The 17559-nt window shown below is 62.9% G+C and carries 17 protein-coding genes and 1 pseudogene; 10 read left to right on the forward strand and 8 right to left on the reverse strand.

Annotation, left to right across the window (positions count from 1 at the left end; translation table 11 throughout):
* Positions 1-59: 59 nt before the first annotated feature.
* Positions 60-299: a hypothetical protein gene (locus tag AC4CS3_RS05790; protein WP_490782600.1), complete on the reverse strand. Its 240-nt coding sequence runs from the start codon at positions 297-299 to the stop codon at positions 60-62.
* Between the two features lie 590 nt (positions 300-889).
* Here AC4CS3_RS05790 and AC4CS3_RS05795 point away from each other — a divergent pair.
* Positions 890-1027, forward strand: coding sequence for a hypothetical protein (locus AC4CS3_RS05795; RefSeq protein ID WP_490782601.1), 138 nt, complete (start codon positions 890-892; stop codon positions 1025-1027).
* Positions 1028-1354: 327 nt separating this feature from the next.
* Here AC4CS3_RS05795 and AC4CS3_RS05800 read toward each other — a convergent pair whose 3' ends face one another.
* The 3 genes from AC4CS3_RS05800 to AC4CS3_RS05810 form a co-directional block, all read right to left on the reverse strand.
* Positions 1355-1966, reverse strand: a complete 612-nt coding sequence (locus tag AC4CS3_RS05800) for a VOC family protein (protein WP_490782602.1) — start codon at positions 1964-1966, stop codon at positions 1355-1357.
* Between the two features lie 263 nt (positions 1967-2229).
* The gene (locus AC4CS3_RS05805) at positions 2230-3474 is read right to left on the reverse strand and encodes a M24 family metallopeptidase (RefSeq protein WP_490782603.1); all 1245 of its coding nucleotides are present in this window, start codon (positions 3472-3474) and stop codon (positions 2230-2232) included.
* Positions 3467-4414 carry an NAD(P)-dependent oxidoreductase gene (locus tag AC4CS3_RS05810; RefSeq protein ID WP_490782604.1) on the reverse strand — a complete coding sequence of 316 codons (948 nt, stop codon included), beginning with the start codon at positions 4412-4414 and terminating at the stop codon, positions 3467-3469. The genes AC4CS3_RS05805 and AC4CS3_RS05810 overlap by 8 nt, the downstream gene beginning before the upstream one ends.
* A gap of 118 nt (positions 4415-4532) precedes the next feature.
* Here AC4CS3_RS05810 and AC4CS3_RS05815 point away from each other — a divergent pair, with 118 nt between their 5' ends.
* The 9 genes from AC4CS3_RS05815 to AC4CS3_RS05855 all read left to right on the forward strand — a co-directional run bounded on the left by AC4CS3_RS05815 (position 4533) and on the right by AC4CS3_RS05855 (position 14612).
* Positions 4533-5555: a LacI family DNA-binding transcriptional regulator gene (locus AC4CS3_RS05815; RefSeq protein ID WP_490782605.1), complete on the forward strand. Its 1023-nt coding sequence runs from the start codon at positions 4533-4535 to the stop codon at positions 5553-5555.
* Positions 5556-5694: 139 nt separating this feature from the next.
* Positions 5695-6945, forward strand: a complete 1251-nt coding sequence (locus AC4CS3_RS05820) for an amino acid ABC transporter substrate-binding protein (protein WP_490782606.1) — start codon at positions 5695-5697, stop codon at positions 6943-6945.
* Positions 6946-6956: 11 nt separating this feature from the next.
* Positions 6957-7835: a branched-chain amino acid ABC transporter permease gene (locus AC4CS3_RS05825; protein ID WP_490782607.1), complete on the forward strand. Its 879-nt coding sequence runs from the start codon at positions 6957-6959 to the stop codon at positions 7833-7835.
* The gene (locus tag AC4CS3_RS05830) at positions 7832-8908 is read left to right on the forward strand and encodes a branched-chain amino acid ABC transporter permease (RefSeq protein ID WP_490782608.1); all 1077 of its coding nucleotides are present in this window, start codon (positions 7832-7834) and stop codon (positions 8906-8908) included. The genes AC4CS3_RS05825 and AC4CS3_RS05830 overlap by 4 nt, the downstream gene beginning before the upstream one ends.
* Complete coding sequence (locus tag AC4CS3_RS05835) at positions 8905-9639, forward strand: ABC transporter ATP-binding protein (protein ID WP_490782609.1); 735 nt, start codon at positions 8905-8907, stop codon at positions 9637-9639. Before AC4CS3_RS05830 ends, AC4CS3_RS05835 begins: the two co-directional genes overlap by 4 nt.
* A complete protein-coding gene (locus AC4CS3_RS05840; RefSeq protein WP_490782610.1) occupies positions 9632-10489 on the forward strand; it encodes an ABC transporter ATP-binding protein in 858 nt (285 codons plus the stop codon). Before AC4CS3_RS05835 ends, AC4CS3_RS05840 begins: the two co-directional genes overlap by 8 nt.
* Positions 10482-12026 carry a phytoene desaturase family protein gene (locus AC4CS3_RS05845; RefSeq protein ID WP_490782611.1) on the forward strand — a complete coding sequence of 515 codons (1545 nt, stop codon included), beginning with the start codon at positions 10482-10484 and terminating at the stop codon, positions 12024-12026. The genes AC4CS3_RS05840 and AC4CS3_RS05845 overlap by 8 nt, the downstream gene beginning before the upstream one ends.
* A 34-nt stretch (positions 12027-12060) precedes the next feature.
* Positions 12061-12960, forward strand: a complete 900-nt coding sequence (locus AC4CS3_RS05850) for an ABC transporter substrate-binding protein (protein ID WP_490782612.1) — start codon at positions 12061-12063, stop codon at positions 12958-12960.
* A 77-nt stretch (positions 12961-13037) separates the two neighbouring features.
* Entirely contained in the window at positions 13038-14612 is a 1575-nt protein-coding gene (locus AC4CS3_RS05855) for an aldehyde dehydrogenase family protein (RefSeq protein ID WP_490782613.1), read from the forward strand.
* 140 nt (positions 14613-14752) lie between these two features.
* On the opposite strand, the pseudogene AC4CS3_RS05860 reads toward AC4CS3_RS05855, so the two are convergent.
* The 4 genes and pseudogenes from AC4CS3_RS05860 to AC4CS3_RS05875 all read right to left on the reverse strand — a co-directional run bounded on the left by AC4CS3_RS05860 (position 14753) and on the right by AC4CS3_RS05875 (position 17489).
* Positions 14753-15680, reverse strand: a pseudogene (locus AC4CS3_RS05860) (transposase).
* Positions 15681-15920: 240 nt separating this feature from the next.
* On the reverse strand, positions 15921-16202 hold the full coding sequence (locus tag AC4CS3_RS05865; RefSeq protein WP_490782614.1) for a hypothetical protein: 282 nt from the start codon (positions 16200-16202) through the stop codon (positions 15921-15923).
* A 67-nt stretch (positions 16203-16269) separates the two neighbouring features.
* Entirely contained in the window at positions 16270-16938 is a 669-nt protein-coding gene (locus AC4CS3_RS05870; RefSeq protein WP_490782615.1) for a GntR family transcriptional regulator, read from the reverse strand.
* Between the two features lie 8 nt (positions 16939-16946).
* The gene (locus tag AC4CS3_RS05875; RefSeq protein WP_490782616.1) at positions 16947-17489 is read right to left on the reverse strand and encodes a VOC family protein; all 543 of its coding nucleotides are present in this window, start codon (positions 17487-17489) and stop codon (positions 16947-16949) included.
* Positions 17490-17559 lie beyond the last annotated feature (70 nt).

The raw sequence follows: 17559 nt of genomic DNA on the forward strand, positions 1-17559 counted from the left end.
GGACGCCGTCCAGTGCCGGCCGCTCAACGCCGAACGGGTTGTGGCTCACCGGACGGTGTCTAGCGCTGGGCCTCGAGTTCGTCCCGGGCCGATTGCAAGGTCTTCTCCGGCTTAGGGTCGCGGAGCTTCACTGACGCCTGCACCGCGTCTTTGTGCGGCCCGGCCATCCAGATGACGGTCCGCAGGACAGAGTACTCGGCGCTGGTAGCTGCCGCGCTGTCCGTCAGGGAGGTCAGAAGCTTGCCGGCTTGTTTACCCCGGCATGGATCCTCCAGTTTGGCTCGGACACCAGGGGGCATTCGTTAGACGCCCAGAGAGTATGACTCAAAAATGGTTACAAGAGAACGCGCTGCGATCCGTGTTCGGAATAGAGCTTGGCCAGAGAATGCTCCCTGGCACGGGTTCCGGGGCGACGGCGACGTCGGGCACCTCCTTCCGCTGACATGCTCAGAGCTATCATCGACCGTATCGATGTACCCCCTTGCGGACAGGGGCGACAGGCAGAGCGGCGCCGATTCCGCGGGCTTGACTGGACCCTATCGATGAGGCGGCGAGATCAGCTCTCATCTCCGGCGGCGAGGCCGCGTCGCCGAGTAGTCTCTGTGCTGGAGCTGATGTCTCCAAGACGACTATCGAAGTCTCCAGCCCGGAATGGGGCAGCTCGACGGCGTGGTCGACGTCCAGAGAGTCTATCGCTGCCTTCACTCCGAAGAAGGTGCGCTGCATAAAGTGAAATGACACCTTTAGCGCTGCTGCCTTGAAAAACCCAGTGCCGCTGCACCGATGCTGAAGACCGGGGAAGGCGATCACCTAAGTCAACGACACCACCAAGTAGATGGCCCAGACCCCTTAGTCCGGGACCGACGTAGCGAGCATCGTGCAGCAAACGGTGTCGAGCATTAGCTCGATCATTGGGGAAGGGCTGGGTTCCGCGCACAAGGGCTACGCAGCGGCCGTCTTTCAGCACTTCGCTTTCTACCCGCACGGAACCGCGCTCAGGAACATCATGCTCGGGCTGCGGCACTGACTCGGACTCGGACTCGCCAAGCGCGAGCCGAGCAGCGTGCCCACCCGAGGACTCCTCGACCGCAAATTAAAAGCCATGTCCGGGGGTACAGTTAGCGCATCGCTCTCGCCCGCAGCAGCGGCAACGTCCTGCTTGATGAATCGCTTTCTGCTGTGTTCCGGTGATCCTCCAGCTTGCCGTGGAGGCCGACAGGACTGTGGGCGGCAAAGAATAGGCCCTGCCCGCGGGCCGTCGCACCCTTTCTGGCAAGAAAACTGTCCGCGCGGGCGGCCGAGCAAAACGGCTGTGTGAAACCTAGCTAGCCTGCCTTCTTTTGCCGATACTCCGTTACCAGAGCTCGGGAAGGTGCACATCAGGGATTACGGCGGGCTCGTATTCGCCCTCCCGTGCGCGACGATGAATCTCCATGAATTCGAGCCCTTGCTTGCGTGCCGCCACGATCTTGTCCGGGTCGAAATGCTTGCCAATGGGATTCTTGGCGAACTCACTCGATGCCCACATCCACTCCTTGGAACTGCTCCAGCTTCCGAAGGTATCGACCTGAATTTCGACTCCGTTGCCTTCGGGGTCCTGGTAGTACATCGACATAGTCATGCCGTGGTCAAGGTTGAGGAACGGCCGGATGTTTTCGAAAAGTAGCCGCTCGTAGTTGTCCAGCCACTGGCCGAAGTCGGAGTATTCGAACGCCGTGTGGTGAAGGCCAATGGTGTGGCCCTTGTCGGTGGGCTCCCTCAGGCCGGGCAGCGCAAGTATCGCGATCCGGTGACTTGCATCATCGTTTGTCAGCCAGGCGCCCATGTCCGAATAGTGCACCGGTTCAAGTCCGGCAACCTTCTCGTAGAAGTCCACCATTTCGTCGAGCTTCAGCGTCGCAAACGCGGTGTGGTGGAATTTTGGGCGGTTGATCGGCCGAGCACGACGCCCGCTGTCGACAGCCATGTCTTTTCCTCCTTGCGAACCGTACAAGTGACACGCGTCGATTAAACCTACGGAAAAGCCTCTCGGCTGTCTACAGATTCTTGATCGTCGCCAAGTAGCGTTTGACAGAAGCCGCGCTGCGTGGCGTTGATCGGCGATGACGGCACTTGAGGTTCCTGGCCACTTCTCCCCGATCATGAGGTCGTGGGAGAATCAATTTCTCGTTCGGCGGTGCGTTCGGTGCGGTGCGTGTGTCGGACCAGCATGGCTGCGGCTTCCTGTGGTCAGTATTCGTTGGCGACGAAGAGGTCCTGGGCGGGGAACCGAGTCAGAATGTGCACGCCGTTCTCGGCGACGACGAGCTCCTCCTCGATGCGGGCGGCCGAGAAGCCGTCGGACGCCGGGCAGTACGTTTCGAGCGCGAAGACCATGCCCGCCTTGATCTCGACCGGGTTGTCGAGGCTGTTGAGACGGGAGATGATCGGGCGTTCGTGGAGCCCGAGACCGAGACCGTGTCCGAACTGGAGGCCGAACGCGGCCAGCTCGTCGGCGAAGCCGAAGTCGGTAGCCTTCGGCCAGGCCCTGGCGATGTCGTCAGTGCCGACTCCAGCCTTGACCACGCTGATGGCCGCATCCATCCACTCGCGCGCCTTCGTGTACGCGTCACGCTGGCTGTTCGTCGCGCTGCCGACGGCGAAGGTGCGGTAGTAGCAGGTGCGATAGCCGTTGAACGAGTGGATGATGTCGAAAAACGCCTGGTCTCCAGGACGGATGATGCGGTCGGTGAAGTTGTGCGGGTGCGGGTTGCACCGGTCCCCCGAGATGGCGTTGACGGCCTCGACCTGGTCGGAGCCGAGCTCGTAGAGCCGCTTGTTCGCGAGTGCCACGATCTCGTTCTCGCGGATGCCGGGCTTGAGCGCTTCGACGATGTCATGATAGACGCCGTCGACCATGGCGGCTGCCTGGTTGAGCAGCATGATCTCATCGACCGATTTGATGACGCGGGCGTCGAGCATGTGCTGCTGGGCGTCAACGACCGTGAGGCCCTGCCGCTGCATCTCGAAGAGGAACGGCGGCTCGACGATGTCGACGCCGACGGGCTGGTCGGCGACGCCCGCGTCGATCAAAAGCGCCTTGATCTCGCGGACGGCCGATTCCATGAGGCCGGCGGACGGCGCGATGGCCCCGCGCATCCCGAGCATCCCGGGATGGTTGTGTTCCGGCTTCAGCCAGGGCGAGTGGAGCTGGTGATGGCGCACGGCCGAGCCGAAGTCCCAGAGCATGGGATCCCCTTCGCGGGTCAGCAAGGCGTACCGCGTCATCTTGTCGCCGAGGGCGCCGCCGATCCAGGTTTGGGTGGTGTACCGGATGTTGTAGAAGTCGAACAGCAGGAAGGCGCCGCATTCGCTGGCCTCGAGCGCACGCTTGGCGCGATCGAGGCGGTAGCTGCGCAGCCGGTCCATGTCGACGCGCATTTCGTAGTCGACATGGGTGTGCCCCGGGGCGTGGAGCGGGGGTAGCTCACTCATCGCCTGCCACCTCCAGCCCGCTGGCGACGGGCACGTTCTCAGCTTCCAGCTTCATTCCGGAGTTTCGGGCCTGCTCCAGCAACAGCACGGCGAAGTCCTGCTCCAAGTGGCCCGCGCCGATCGCCGATGCCACGATCTGAGCGGTCGCCGAAGCGATGGGCATAGGAACCCTGAGCTCGTGCGCTGCGCCGAGACCGAGGTCGAAGTCTTTGGACAGCAGAGGCATCGTGAAGGTCGGGGTGAAGTCGAGGTTGACGATGGCGGGCGTTTTGTACCGCGTGAACGTGGACCCCATGACGGAGTCGTTCAGGAACTCCAGAAACGCGCTTCGCGACACTCCCCCGCGTTCGGCGAGGGTCGCTACTTCGACCAGGGACTGGGTGACCACGCCGAGGAACACATTGTGCGCGATCTTGACCAACCTGGCGATCTCGCCGTCGCCGACATAGGTCACACCACGGCCGATGCTCGCAAGCACCGGATGCGCACGGTCGAAGGTGGCGCGCGGACCGGATGCGGCGATCGTCAGTTTGCCCGCCGCAATGACCGCGGGGCTGCCGCTGACCGGCGCGGCGAGGAACTCCGTTCCGCGTTCAGCGGCCAGCGCGCGGATCTTCGACGAGACCTCCATCGACACGGTCGAGCAGTCGATCAAGATGCCAGGGGTGGCGCTGTCCGAGGCGAGGACCCCCTCGTCGTCGACCGTGACGGCTTCGAGATCGCGAGGGGTCGAGACCATGGTGAAGACGATGTCCCGGTCAGCGAGGTCGATGGGCCGCTGCGCTGCGGTCGCACCCTTTTCTAGCAGGGGCGCGATCTTGGAGGCGGTGCGGTTGTAGACCGTGACGTCGTAGCCGGCACTCAGGAGCCGGCTCGCCATTTCGGATCCCATGCGGCCTGCGCCAATCCAGCCGATGGTGGGTTTTGTCGATGCATCCATGTTGTCTCCTCGATGATGTTGATGCCACAATCGATTGCAGCCTTCTCCGATTATTGCCTTGGGTTCCCATCACGTCAAGCGCGACACTTTGCGTCGGTCGAGCTGCTATGGTTGTGCCATGACCAGCCGTGCGACCATCTCGGACGTGGCCCGGCTCGCTGGTGTCCATCCCGGCACGGTGTCGCGCGCGATGAATCAAAGCACCGAGTCCCAGGTCAAAGCCGAAACTGTCCGCAAGGTACGCGCGGCGGCCAGACAACTCGGCTACACGCCCAACTCAATGGCGCGCGGACTCCGCACCAGCTCCTCGATGACCGTCGGGGTGATCATCCCCGATCTCACCAACCCGATCTTCCCGCCTATCGTGCGCGGCATCGACAGCTATTTGGCGCCGCGGGGATACTCGGCTTTCGTCGTCAATACCGACGGCAGTGACGCGACAGAGCGTATGCTCTTCGAGTCGCTCAGCCAGCGCCAGGTCGACGGTTTCATCCTCGCGACAGGTCGAGACAGCCCCTCCATTGCCAGTGAGGCATTCGACCGTGGCGTCAAGGCCGTGTTGGTCAATCGCGAGGCGGGGGATGTTGCGTACCCCGCCGTTCTCGGCGACGACGCCCAAGGAATCAAGGCTGCCGTTGCCCATTTGGCTGCGCTGGGTCACCTTTCCATAGCGCACCTGGCGGGGCCGCCATCGCTATCGACAAGCTGGGTTCGCACGAATGCGTTCGTCTCCTGCTGCGCGGCGCTCGGCATAACCGGCACCGTGTTCGAAACATCGGCGTTTACCGTTGATGAGGGTCGGCGCGCCATGGATCGCGCGTTGGAAGCGGATCACCTGCAAATGAGCGCGGTCGTGGCGGGAAACGACCTTCATGCACTCGGCGTGTACCACTCCCTGCGGGCCCACCGCCTGCGGTGCCCCGAGGATGTGTCGGTGGTCGGTTTCAACGACATGCCTTTCGCCGGGGATTTCCATCCCGCCATGACCACGGTGCGAGTGCCGCATTTCGACCTTGGGGTCGAGGCGGCACGTCTGTTGCTCGACGAGATCGAGAGTGACGCGATCAATGCCGTCAAAGTGATCCTTCCCGTCAAGCTGGTCGTGCGCGCGTCTACTTGTCCTGTGCGCAAGGACTTCTGACAATTCCCTGAACTCTTGACACTGCTCCAGAGTGATGCAATCGTAGTGCAAACGATTGTGGTGGTGTGGCCGATTCGGTGCTGATGCCGAGGGTGCCCGCGGAGTCCCAAGAGATCGTCCTTTCCCGTTAGGAGCAATGATGCAACTACGAAATCGCGTGCCAGGGAGCCGAATCCGGCTCATCGCGACAGCAGGTGCCATGACCATCGCGGCACTCGCCCTTGCGGGTTGCGGCGGAGGTTCGGCCGCAACCCCATCAACCGCACCCCTCAAAGTCGGAGCCTCCCTTTCGCTCACCGGCGACTTCTCGGACTCCGGCAAGGCAGCCCAGCGCGGATACGAACTCTGGGCGAGCAACGCCAACAAGTCGGGAGGAATTCTCGGCCGTAAAGTCGAACTCACCATCCTCGATGACGCTTCGAGTCCGGACCAGGTGGTGAGCAATTACACCAACCTCATCACCCAGGACAAGATCGATGTTGTCCTCGGCCCGTTCTCAAGCCTGCTCACGGTGCCCGCATCCCGGGTTGCGGAGCGCTACCACTACGCCTTCATTGAGCCGGCGGGTGGCGGCCCCTCGGTCTTCGCGCAGAAACTGAACAACCTCTTCTTTGTGTCGCCGGCCGAGTCGACCCGGGGCGGCGACATCTTCGTTGACTACATCCTGTCGTTGCCGGCGGCCGAGCGGCCGAAGACGGCGGCCTACGCCAAGCTGGACGACCCGTTCTCCGCGCCGATCGCCGACAACATCAAGAAGCGGTTCGAGGCCGCGGGCATCAAGACGGTCTATGACCAGACTTATCCCTCGGAAACGGCAGACATGACGCCGATCGTCTCCGGCGTGGCAGCTTCCAATCCCGATGTCGTCGTCGGAGGAACTCAGGAGGCTGACGCGTTCGCCCAGATGAAGGCGATGATCCAGCTCAAGTTCAACCCGAAGTGGCTGTTCGAGGCGAACGGCGCGAACTCCCCTGGGGACTTCCCGGACGCGGTCGGCGGCGCAGCCAACACCGAAGGAGTTTTCGGAAGTATCGACTGGTACGCCGATTCGACCGCCGCCGGGAGCACCCAATTCATCTCGGACTACATTGCGACGTATGGCGGCACTGCGAACAAGATCGACCCCACATCCGCGGAAGCGTATTCGGCGGGGATGCTCGTTGAGCAGGTCGCGAAGAAGACGGGCAAGATCGACAACGCCACCATCATCGAGACCCTTCACTCGGGGACCTGGCCGACCCTTGTCGGGGACCTGAGTTGGGATGAGACGGGCAAGCCGAAGGGCGACTTCCTGCTCGTTCAGTGGGTCAACGGCAAGCTCCAGACTGTCTTCCCCGCGAAAACGGCTCAGACCGCCCCGGTGGCGCCGAAGCCCAACTGGGCCGGTTAGGAGAAACGCGCATGCATGCATTGATACAGGCGATCGTCCTGGGCATCCTCACCGGCGGCGTCTACGCCCTGATGGCCAGTGGTCAGACGCTGATCTTCGGAATCATGAAAGTGGTGAACCTCGCACAGGGTGCGCTGGTGGTGCTCGGCGCCTACCTGACCTACACGCTGTTCACGACGATCGGGATGGACCCCTTCGTCTCCATCCTGGTCACCACGCCGATCCTGTTCCTCGTCGGGATCGGCATCCAGTGGGCGCTCCTGCGCCCGCTCCACGGTGACGACGCAGCACACCTCGCTGTGTTGGTGACTTTCGCTGTGGCGCTGGCCGTTGAAGGAGTGCTGTCCTTCGCGTACGGCGCCACCCTGACCAACATCCAGCCGAGCTACGCGAACACGAGTTGGACTATCCTCAGCTACCAGGTGAGTGTCGTCCGGCTGGGCGCGTTCGTGCTCTCGCTCGTGATGCTCGGGCTGCTGTACTTGCTCCTGCGGCGGACGAAGTTCGGGAGGTCGGTGCGAGCGACCGTGCAGAACCCGATGTCCGCCCAGCTCCTCGGTGTCAGCTCCAATCGGGTCTCGGCGATCGGGTTCGGGATCGGAACTGCGACGGCGGCGGCAGGCGGCTCCGTCTTTGGGATGCTGAACTCCTTCAACCCGGGAAGCCACTACGACCTGATCAGCCGGCTGCTCACCGTCGTGGTGCTCGGCGGTCTCGGAAGTATCGGCGGGTCGGTGATCGCGGCGCTCGTCATGGGAGTCGCCTCCTCGGTCGTGTCGGCCCTCGCCTCGCCGATCTGGTCGGACTTCACCTTCTTCGTCGTGCTGCTGCTCGTGCTCCTACTCAGACCGCGCGGCCTGTTCGGCGCGAAGACGCGAGGTGCGCTGTGAAGCGCGCGATCACCCGCGCGGGGGTCATCCGTGCCAGCGTGTTCTTCGCGATCCTCGTGCTGGTCCCGCTCCTCGGCGGTCCAGGGTGGCTTCTGAACCTGCTCATCTTCACCGTGATGTACGCGGCGCTCGCCAGCTCCTGGAACATCCTCGGCGGCTACGCCGGGTATCCCTCGCTCGGCCATGTCGCGTTCTTCGGCCTCGGTGCGTACTCCGTCGGGATCCTCTTCTCGGACAACGTCGGCGGCGGATACCTGCCGTTCCTGGTGCTGCCGATCGTCGGTGTCGCGGTCGCGCTTGTCAGCGTTCCGATCGGTTGGATCTCGATGCGGACCAGAACGGACGTGTTCGCCATCGTGACGATCACCATCCTGTTCATCGCCCAGACCCTCGCCTTCAACCTCACGACTGTGACTGGTGGAGCGCAGGGCAAGAGCGTCGCTTCGGCGCCCTTCGAGCTCGCCACCTACGACTGGCCCTTCTACTTCGCAATGCTGGCACTTCTCGCGCTGGCGATGGGGATCTCCCACTACATCAGCCGCTCGAAGATCGGGCTCTCGCTCGCCACCGTGCGCGCGGATGAAGACAAGGCCCACGGCGTCGGAGTCAGGGTGACCGCGGTCAAACTCATCGCCTTCGCGGTGAGCTGCGGGCTCGTGGCCATGCTCGGCGGGGTGTGGGCGTACTACGTCGGATTCATCTACCCGCAGTTCGCGGTCGACCCGCTGATCACGGTCGGCATGGTCCTGATGGCGTTCCTCGGCGGCCGCGGAACGCTGTGGGGCCCAGTGCTCGGCGCCTTCATCCTCGTTCCAGCCCAGGAGATCTTCGCCCAGTCCTTCGGTGCGAGCGAGCTCTACCTTCTGGCCTACGCCGCGGTGTTCCTCGTGATCATGCTCTTCCTGCCGCGTGGAATCATCCCGTCGGTGCGTGAACGGCTGCACAAACGACGGGCCGCCCAGGCCGGCGCCGTTCGCGACGCCGCCCCCACCTGGGGCGCGGCAACAGACATGGATCCGTCGCCGACACAGAGCGCCGACGGATCAGAGAAGAAAGCGACGGTGAACCGGTGAGCAAGGCACTGCTGGAGATCAAACATCTGAAGAAGTCCTTCGGTGGCGTGAACGCCGTCGACGCCTGCTCGTTCGAGGTCGGCGAAGGCACCATCACCGCGCTCATCGGCCCGAACGGCTCCGGCAAGACGACGGCGTTCAACATGATCACCGGCTATCTCAAGCCCGATTCGGGACAGATCCGCTTCCACGGCCACACGATCGAGCGGCCGAGGCCGGCGAGCCTTTACCGCCGCGGGCTCTCCCGCACCTTCCAGCAGGCGCGCATCTTCCCCGAACTGACCGTCGAGGAAAATCTGGTCGTCGCCGCCGGTTACACCTGGCGCCAGCTCTTCGGACGCCGGGTGTTGACGGAAGATGCGCGGCGCGCCAATGCGATGCTCACCGAGTTCCGGCTCGACCCGCTCTCCGACCTCCTTGCAGGCGACCTCTCCTACGGGCAGCGCAAGCTGCTCGAGTTCGCCGCCGTGCTGATGAGCAACCCCAGGCTCGTGCTTCTCGACGAGCCGACCGCGGGCGTCAACCCCGTGATGATCGACGCGATGGAGCGGCACATCCGAAGCAGGAACGCCGCCGGCGTCACCTTCCTCATCGTCGAACACGACATGCAGTTGGTCATGCGGCTTTGCGATCCCGTGATCGTCCTGGACCAGGGCGCGCGGATCGCGCTCGGGTCCCCCGAACAGATCCAGTCGGATCCACGAGTCCTGGAGGCGTATCTCGGTGCCTGAAACAACAGATGCTCCATTGCTGCAGTTGCACGGCGTCACCGCCGGTTACGGCGCCGGCCTCATCCTCAAGGGCGTGAACCTCCACGTGGGCCAGGGTGAGATCGTCTGCCTCATCGGCCCGAACGGAGCGGGGAAGTCGACCGTGCTCAAGTCCGTCAGCGGACTGCTCCGCCCGAAGGCGGGCACCGTTACCTTCCGCGGCGAGAGCATCGGGAAGCTCCCGTCCAAGGAGCGGCTGACCCGCGGGATCGTGCATGTGCCCCAGGACCGGAGCCTCTTCCCGTCCATGTCGGTATGGGAGAACGTTCTCATGGGAGCCTTCATCCTCTCCGACCAGGCACTGGTGAAGAGACGGATCGACGAAGTGGCGGAGCTGTTCCCCATCGTCGCGAAACGACGGTCGGCCTCGGCTGGCTCGCTCTCGGGAGGCGAACAGAAGCAGGTCGAGCTCGCCCGATCCCTGATGCTCGACCCGTCGCTCATCCTGCTGGACGAGCCGTCGATCGGACTCGACCCCAAGTCCAGGACGTCCGTCTTCGCATCCATCGCCTCACTCGCCCGCGACGGGCGCTCGGTGCTCCTCGTCGAGCAGAACGCGCGCTCCGGACTCGCCGTCGCCCACCGAGCCGCGGTCCTGGAGGCCGGCGTGGTGGCGCTCACGGGAACCGGCGAAGCCCTGCTCAACGACCCGGAGGTCGCACGTCTGTACCTCGGAGCGAGCGCCGGCGTCCCGAACCCGGAGACGCCCGCGGAAACCCTCGCGGAAGCTGTGTTGTTCGAACAATTCGAGGACCAAGGACCGCATGCCGAGACTGGTGCTCGGCGAGAAAGAGAGGACGAACATGCCTGAGGCCGATGCGCAGGAAAGCGATATTGTTCTCATCGGCGGTGGCCACAACGCATTGGTGTGCGCCGCGTACCTGGCCGAAGCCGGGCTCAGCGTCACAGTGCTCGAAGGAAGGGATGTCATCGGTGGCAACACGGTGACCGAAGAGCTCACGCTCCCCGGCTGGCTTCACGATTCGTGCTCAAGCGCCCACGTTGTGATCCAGTCCAATCCGCTCATCCGAAACGATGAGCTCGAACTGATCAAGCGATACGGTCTCGAATACATCGTGACGGATCCCGCGACCATCATCCCTCTCGAGGGCGGAGAGTCCATCATTATCCATCCGGACCTCGAAGCGACGGCGCGCGAATTCGGTCGCTGGTCACTCAAGGACGCTGAGCAGCTGCGAGTCATGCTGCGCGACTGGGACTTGCACCTGCGCCAGGCTCACGCATACTTCGCTTCAGGTCTTGACCTTCCCGAGGGCCCCGAGTCAGCACGCTACGACCAGTTGCGACGAGGCACGGCGTGGGACGTCATCATGAGCACATTCGAGCATCCGGTCATTCGGCAGGCGATGATCTGGATGGCGTTCGCGACGTTGCAGTCCCCGATGCAACCTGGAACAGGTGCCCTGCCCGCGGCAATGATGGCCGGACGAATCGCATACGGCTGGACAACGCCCGTCGGCGGTTCCGGCGCACTCCCGCGCGCCCTCTCAGCTCACATTGAGGACCACGGTGGACACATTCTCACCGGAGCGTGGGTCAATTCGTTGATCGTTGAAGGGGGACGGTGCGTTGGCGCGCGCACCAGCGACGGCCGCACCTTCCGGGCGCGGCGCGCGGTCGTCACTGCAAGCCACCTCAAGGAACTGCCTACCCTGCTCGGATTTGCGTCGTCGATGATCGACGATGCAGCGTCCCGGTGGCGACCCGGGCTTTCGGCGTTCGCAGTGCACCTCGCGCTTCGTGACGACGTGCAGTACAGGACACCGGCTGGTCCCGTTCGCTCAGTAGCCGGGGGCCTGGGCACCCCCGACGGGCTCCGTCGGCAGATCCTCGCAGCACAATCCGGCCAGCTTGAAACGGACTCCCCCTGGCTGCTCATGGTGTCCTCGACCGTTGTCGACCCGGACAGGGCGCCCGGAGGTGTCTTCAAGTTTCTGACCGTCGCGCCCGAACAGGTGGGCGGCGCACCGTGGGAGGCGGATGGCGCCGAGGGATATGCGCGTCGGCTTCTGGACTACGCGCGCGAATACGTCGACGGCCTCGAAGCAGACGACATCCTCGCCATGAGGGTCGAGTCCCCGGCGTCACTGGCAGCACACAATCTCTCCAATATCGGAGGATCATGCCACGGCGGAGAGTTCGTGCACGACGACGGCACGATCGCCCGCGGATGGCGAAGCTACCGCACCGACGTGCCAGGTCTCTATCTCACCGGCTCCACCTCCCACCCCGGCGGTTCCGTAACCGGGCGTCCCGGCCGCAACGCCGCGCGGACAGTGCTGGAAGATCTAGGCATCGACTCGACGACGGTCATGTCCACTCCATGATCAACCAAATGAGTTCACATGTCAGGATTCCACTATGACTGGTGGTCTGCTGCGAGTCGGTACCTTCACCCCGTCGGTGTTGATAGATCTGACCCGACGCTCCGGCCGCTTTCGCCGCGCTGGAATCAATGTTCGAGAATTCCCCGTCGCGTCTTCGCCCGCGCAATTTCGATCGCTCGAGGCCGGCGAACTGGATGTGGCCATCACAAGTCCGGACAACGTATTGGCCTACCGTTTCCTCGCGAAGAATCCATTGCACTGCAAATTGCCCGTGAGCATTGTTGCCGCAATAGACAGGGGGCTGGGACTCTCGTTGTGCACGTCCCCAACGATTCGCTCGACAGCCGAAGTCCGCGGCGCGACGGTCGGCGTGGACGTGACCGATTCCGGTTTTGCGTTTGTCGCCTACGCGCTCCTCGACAAGCGAGGCCTGCACGTCGGCGACTATCAGGTCGACGAGCTCGGATCGACTCCGCTTCGAGCGTCCGCGTTGATCGGATCGCGTTGTGCGGCGACGGTTCTGGGGGCGGGGAACGAATTACGGGCGAAGGCCGCAGGGTGCACCATCGTGGCCGAAGTCACAGAGCTCGGCCCCTATATCGGCAGTGTTCTCGCTGCAATGGATAGCCCGGATCCTCAGATCAACGACCAGCGCCGCCGGTTTGCAGAGGCCCTCCTGGAAACGGCACGCGAAATCATCGATGGTGAACGAGAAACCGAATTCGTTGAGAGCGCCATGGCTCGCCTCGCACTTTCGCAGCCCGAGGCGAGTAGCCACTATCGCCGTACGCTCGCACCCTCGACCGGGCTCATCCCGGATGGATTCGTTGACCGCGAGTCGATTGCCCTACTGGTCGATCTCCGGCGACGCTACCATTCCGCACCTGAGCTCGACCGAGTCGAGGAACAATTCCTGACTCGTGCCTCCGACTAGGCCGGACACGGCAAGACACCGGCAATCCCAAACAGAAGACCATCCATTTTCAGTCAGGCAACGCAGAGAGGCATTTGATGACAGAGAACCAAGACGGGCCGGCTAACATCCCTTCTCCCGCAGACTCGACGTTACAAGACAGGCCGGTATGGGGCCCGTTTATCGGAGGTGCGTTTATCGATGTCGGGACAGCGGCGGATTTCGATGTCATCGAGGCGGCGACCGGGCGGTCGCTGGCTCGGGTCATCGCGGCCGATGACGAGATCGTCGATTCAGCAGTCATCGATTCCAGGAGAGCCTACGAAGAGGTGTGGCGCTACCTTTCCCCCAAGGAGCGCGCCGGGCTAATGCGAGAGGTCGCGCAGCGCATTCGCGACAACGCAGACGAACTTGCAGAACTTGTGGCTCGCGAGGTGGGCAAACCGAAGCGCGACGCGCTCCGGGTGGACGTGATGTCGTGTCACACAAGCTTCGACTACTACGCCGGGATTGCAGACACCGTGCACGGTCAGATCCTGGACCAGGGCCCCATTGAAGCGCGAGTGTTCTACGAACCGTACGGTGTCGTCGCGGCGATATTGCCCTTCAACTGGCCCCCGATTCATTTCTCGAAGAAGTGTGCGCCCGCACTCGCGGCTGGAAATACTGTCGTCATCAAGCCGGGTGAACAAGCTCCACTCACAGTGTTGAGGCTTGTCGAAATCGCCAACGAAGTTCTGCCCCCCGGCGTAATCAACGCGGTGTCCGGGATCGCGGCGGGTGAATCTTTGGCCTCTCATCCCCGTGTTGAACGCATTTCGTTCACCGGGTCCACAGCGACCGGGCGCAAGGTCATGCAGAGCGCCGCCAAGAATCTCACCTACGCAACACTCGAACTCGGCGGAAAGAACGCGCTGATCGTCCTGGACGACGCCAATCTCGACGATTCGATCGCGATCGCCGTGGAGGGAATGTTCTACAACCAGGGCGAGGCTTGCACCTCGACCTCCAGGATCCTGGTGCACTCATCCCTCTACGACGAGTTCGCTCGACGATTCGTCAAGAGTACACGAGAGCTTGTCGTTGGCGATCCCCTCGACCCCCGAACCGACATCGGCCCCCTCGTAGACGCACGGCAACAGGTGCGCGTGCAAAACTACGCGAGGATAGGCATCGAAGAGGGGGCAACCCTGCTATTTGAAGCCGACCTTCCGCGAGCTGCGGACCTCGCTGAAGGCTTCTTCGTAGCGCCGTGCATCCTAGGAGACGTCACGCCCGAGATGACGGTCGCAAGAGAAGAGATCTTCGGTCCTGTCGCGTGTCTGATGCGATACGAGACCGATGACGAAGCGGTGGCGATCGCCAACGGCACCGAGTACGGACTCACAGCAGCGATCTGCACAACCGACGAGACCCGCGCCGGCCGCTTGGCCCAACGTCTCGAGGTGGGCATGGTTTTCGTCAACAACTACACCAGGCGCACGTTCATAGGATCCCCATTCGGAGGCGTGAAAGGCAGCGGATACGGTCGCGAGTACGCGGCCGAGACCCTCCACGAATTCGTCCGGGCAAAGAACGTCCGATACCCATCCGGCCGCGGTGAGATCGGCGGGTGGCCGCCGGTTTCAGATCCAGGCGCGACGACTGACGGGCGCAAACAGTTGCGAACGTAGACGCAAGGCACAACCACTCGAACGACTGCTACCGAGTCGGCGATCCTTGGCGGCTTGGCGCACGCCGCGTCCCTGCGGCTTCATCCCGGCTACCCGGAATGGGGGAGAAAATAAACGCGACTGTAGTACTGTCCAGTGTCTCAGTTTTGTTTGATGGCTTGGAGTGCGCCGCGGCCGCGGGAGCCTTTCTCGAGAATGGATTCCGCGGTCGAGGTCCAGATCAGGGGTTTGGGGTCCCGGTTGTTGACCTGGATGTATTCCTCGACTTTCCCGATCAAGTCCGCCACCGAGTGAAAGACTCCCCGGCGCAGGGCCTTGTCACTCAGGTCCCTGAACCAGCGCTCGACCAGGTTCAGCCAGGACGATGGGGTCGGGGTGAAATGCGGGCGGAACCGGGGATGCCTGCCCAGCCAGGCCTTCACGTCGGCATGCTTGTGCGTCGCGTAATTGTCCAGGATCAGGTGGATCTGAAGGCCTGCGGGGACTCGCTTCTCGATGGCCAGGAACTCCTCGTGCCGGCGCTTGGGAATGCAGGAACCGATCACTGTGCCCGGATGGAGGTTTTCTCATCCAGGCACAACACGATCACGTTCTCCGGCGGGTCAATGTAGAGCCCGCACACATCGATCAGCTTCTCATCAAAGTGCGCGTCCGTGGAGAGCCTGAACGTCTCCACCAGGTGCGGCTTCAATCCCCGTGCCGCCCAGAGCCGCTTCACCTGCGCCGGGGACACCCCCGTCCTCGCCGCCATGGTCCGCACCGACCAATGGGTCTGCGCCTCGGGCCTTGAATTCTGCGTCAACTCAACGATTTCCTTGGATCTTCGACTCGTGAATCACCGGCTTGCGCCACCGCCCCGGGCCTCACCGACCCGAGCTTCTTCAACCCGTCCTCGGCAAAACGGACCCGCCAGGGACGCACCGTTCCCGGATTCACACCCTCCACCCGGGCGATCCACTCATTGGCAAACCCATCGGCCGCCATGAGCAACGCCTGCGCCCGCTGCACCTCCCGGTGCGCGGCAACCCGGGACCTCGCTGCACTAGTAGCCCAGATGCAAGTCGTTATTGCATCTGCACTCGGCGCCGTCTGGCAGTTGGTGATCGCAGGTGAAGTGGGTGGGAAGCAAGCCGTTCATTGCTGCGAGCCAGCCCCAATTACTTGACATGTCACCAGCGTCCTGGTGGCCACAATCCGGACATCCTTCATTCTCCGAAAGCTCACCGGCAGCTGGTTGCCGACGAAGCCATCCGAACCTCGAAGGCGGCTGCGCAGCATTACCAGGCCTTTCTTGCCGGTGGGTTGAGGTCACCCGAGAATCTCCGTCTGACGCATGTTGTGCTGGAGTGGTTCTGACCCGGAGGGGCGGTCGCAGGGCTGAATGCGGATTCCGTCGTGGCGGTCAATGAGGTGGCGCGTGTTGATGTCCGTGCGGCGGATCCAGATGACGGACGAGTCCTGTATTTTGTTTTCGACGATCGCGGCGTAGGAATGCCCCCGGGGTTCGATAACCGTGACCATGTCATTGATTCTCACGCTGGTCCAGTCCTGGGGCTCCACCGCCCGATCGTCGGGTGTGTGCTTTCGCATGGATGATCTCCAAATCTCGATTCGGCGTGGCGGCTATCACTGCCGGTGGCAGGGTTGACCGTCTGCCTCAGCTGTCTTCGAACGCTTCTGGGTGATTTGCCAGTTCAAGCCGGCTTCGGCGTATGTGACCGGCGAGAACACGTTCTGCCTCATCTACGTCCCTGCGACGGATGGCCCCGACCAGCAGTTGGTGGTCGTAGTGAACGCTGCGGTCGCCGTCGCTGTAGAACAGCCGGGTGGCGGTCCGACGGTAGTGCTGCGTCCGGTTCCAAAGGCTGCGCACGGTGTCGCCGAGAACCGTAGTCTGCGCCGCCTCAAGACAACTGAGGTGGAAGTCGCGATCGAGCTCCAAGAAGTGTTCTACATCGTCGGTGGCCTCCATCGCGTCGGCTAGCCGCGCGAGTCCTTCGATCTGCTCGTCGGACAGGAGTGGAATGTTCAGTCCGAGCAGTAGCGGTTCCAGCCGTTCCCTCATCCTGTACATCTCCTGGCATTCCGGGAGGCTGATGCGTGAAACCCAGGCACCTGTATTGGCGACCAGCGTGACCAGGCCTTCCGCTTCGAGGATTCTCAAGGCATCACGGACAGGTAGGCGGCTTGCCCCGTGTTGTTCTGCAAGTTCGTCCTGCCTGATCCGCTCGCCAGGTGCATAGTGGCCAGCAAGGATGGCGTCGCGAAGTGTCGCCGCGATCCGGGTGCCCGTCGCGCCGTGGGTAATCAGCTCGGTCGCCGCCATGATTGTCCTTACTCTGCGGGGTGGCCAGGATGCCACAGCCGAAGCTGCGCGTTCTCCTCATATTCTTTACCATCCGGAAAGCTCACCAGCTCGAACTGCATTCCCCACGGGCTGCGGAAATAGATCCAGCGCTGACCTGTGGCAGCCTGCTTGCTGGCCGTAGCTTCGCCCATCACCTCGACGCCCCGAGCCCGCAGATAGCCAATGGCCACGTCAAGATCGTCGACGTAGAAGGCGATGTGGTGACCGCCGATGTCGCTGTTACGGGGCTGTTCCTTCTGTCCGTCGGCAGGTTCGTACAGGAATACCTCGAAGTTGGATCCGTGCCCCAACCGATAAAAACGTATCCCGCGAATGACGGTGCGCGGATGGACACCCAGGTGCGTGCTCATCCAGTCCTCGTCGGATTGCTTGGCACCAAGCTTGTAGACCTCATCGCATCCCAGAATGTCAACGAGGAACGCGTGAGCGTCCTCGAGGTCGGGGACCGTGAAGCCCAGGTGGTCGGTTCCGCGCATTCCCGGGATGCCCGGTCGGCTCGTTGCTTCCATCTGTATCTCCTCACTGAGTTGGAACCCTGATTGTATCAAATCTCAATCATTCTATGCTGGAAATGGGATC

The organism is Arthrobacter sp. SE2, assembly GCF_058244265.1.

What these genes read in the sequence shown, in the direction of transcription:
- AC4CS3_RS05875 (WP_490782616.1), bottom strand. Translation starts at nt 17,489, where the DNA reads ATGGAAGCAACGAGCCGACCGGGCATCCCGGGAATGCGCGGAACCGAC.
- AC4CS3_RS05815 (WP_490782605.1), top strand. Translation starts at nt 4,533, where the DNA reads ATGACCAGCCGTGCGACCATCTCGGACGTGGCCCGGCTCGCTGGTGTC.
- AC4CS3_RS05790 (WP_490782600.1), bottom strand. Translation starts at nt 299, where the DNA reads ATGCCCCCTGGTGTCCGAGCCAAACTGGAGGATCCATGCCGGGGTAAA.
- AC4CS3_RS05850 (WP_490782612.1), top strand. Translation starts at nt 12,061, where the DNA reads ATGACTGGTGGTCTGCTGCGAGTCGGTACCTTCACCCCGTCGGTGTTG.
- AC4CS3_RS05800 (WP_490782602.1), bottom strand. Translation starts at nt 1,966, where the DNA reads ATGGCTGTCGACAGCGGGCGTCGTGCTCGGCCGATCAACCGCCCAAAA.
- AC4CS3_RS05825 (WP_490782607.1), top strand. Translation starts at nt 6,957, where the DNA reads ATGCATGCATTGATACAGGCGATCGTCCTGGGCATCCTCACCGGCGGC.
- AC4CS3_RS05845 (WP_490782611.1), top strand. Translation starts at nt 10,482, where the DNA reads ATGCCTGAGGCCGATGCGCAGGAAAGCGATATTGTTCTCATCGGCGGT.
- AC4CS3_RS05810 (WP_490782604.1), bottom strand. Translation starts at nt 4,414, where the DNA reads ATGGATGCATCGACAAAACCCACCATCGGCTGGATTGGCGCAGGCCGC.
- AC4CS3_RS05820 (WP_490782606.1), top strand. Translation starts at nt 5,695, where the DNA reads ATGCAACTACGAAATCGCGTGCCAGGGAGCCGAATCCGGCTCATCGCG.
- AC4CS3_RS05870 (WP_490782615.1), bottom strand. Translation starts at nt 16,938, where the DNA reads ATGGCGGCGACCGAGCTGATTACCCACGGCGCGACGGGCACCCGGATC.
- AC4CS3_RS05805 (WP_490782603.1), bottom strand. Translation starts at nt 3,474, where the DNA reads ATGAGTGAGCTACCCCCGCTCCACGCCCCGGGGCACACCCATGTCGAC.
- AC4CS3_RS05865 (WP_490782614.1), bottom strand. Translation starts at nt 16,202, where the DNA reads ATGCGAAAGCACACACCCGACGATCGGGCGGTGGAGCCCCAGGACTGG.
- AC4CS3_RS05855 (WP_490782613.1), top strand. Translation starts at nt 13,038, where the DNA reads ATGACAGAGAACCAAGACGGGCCGGCTAACATCCCTTCTCCCGCAGAC.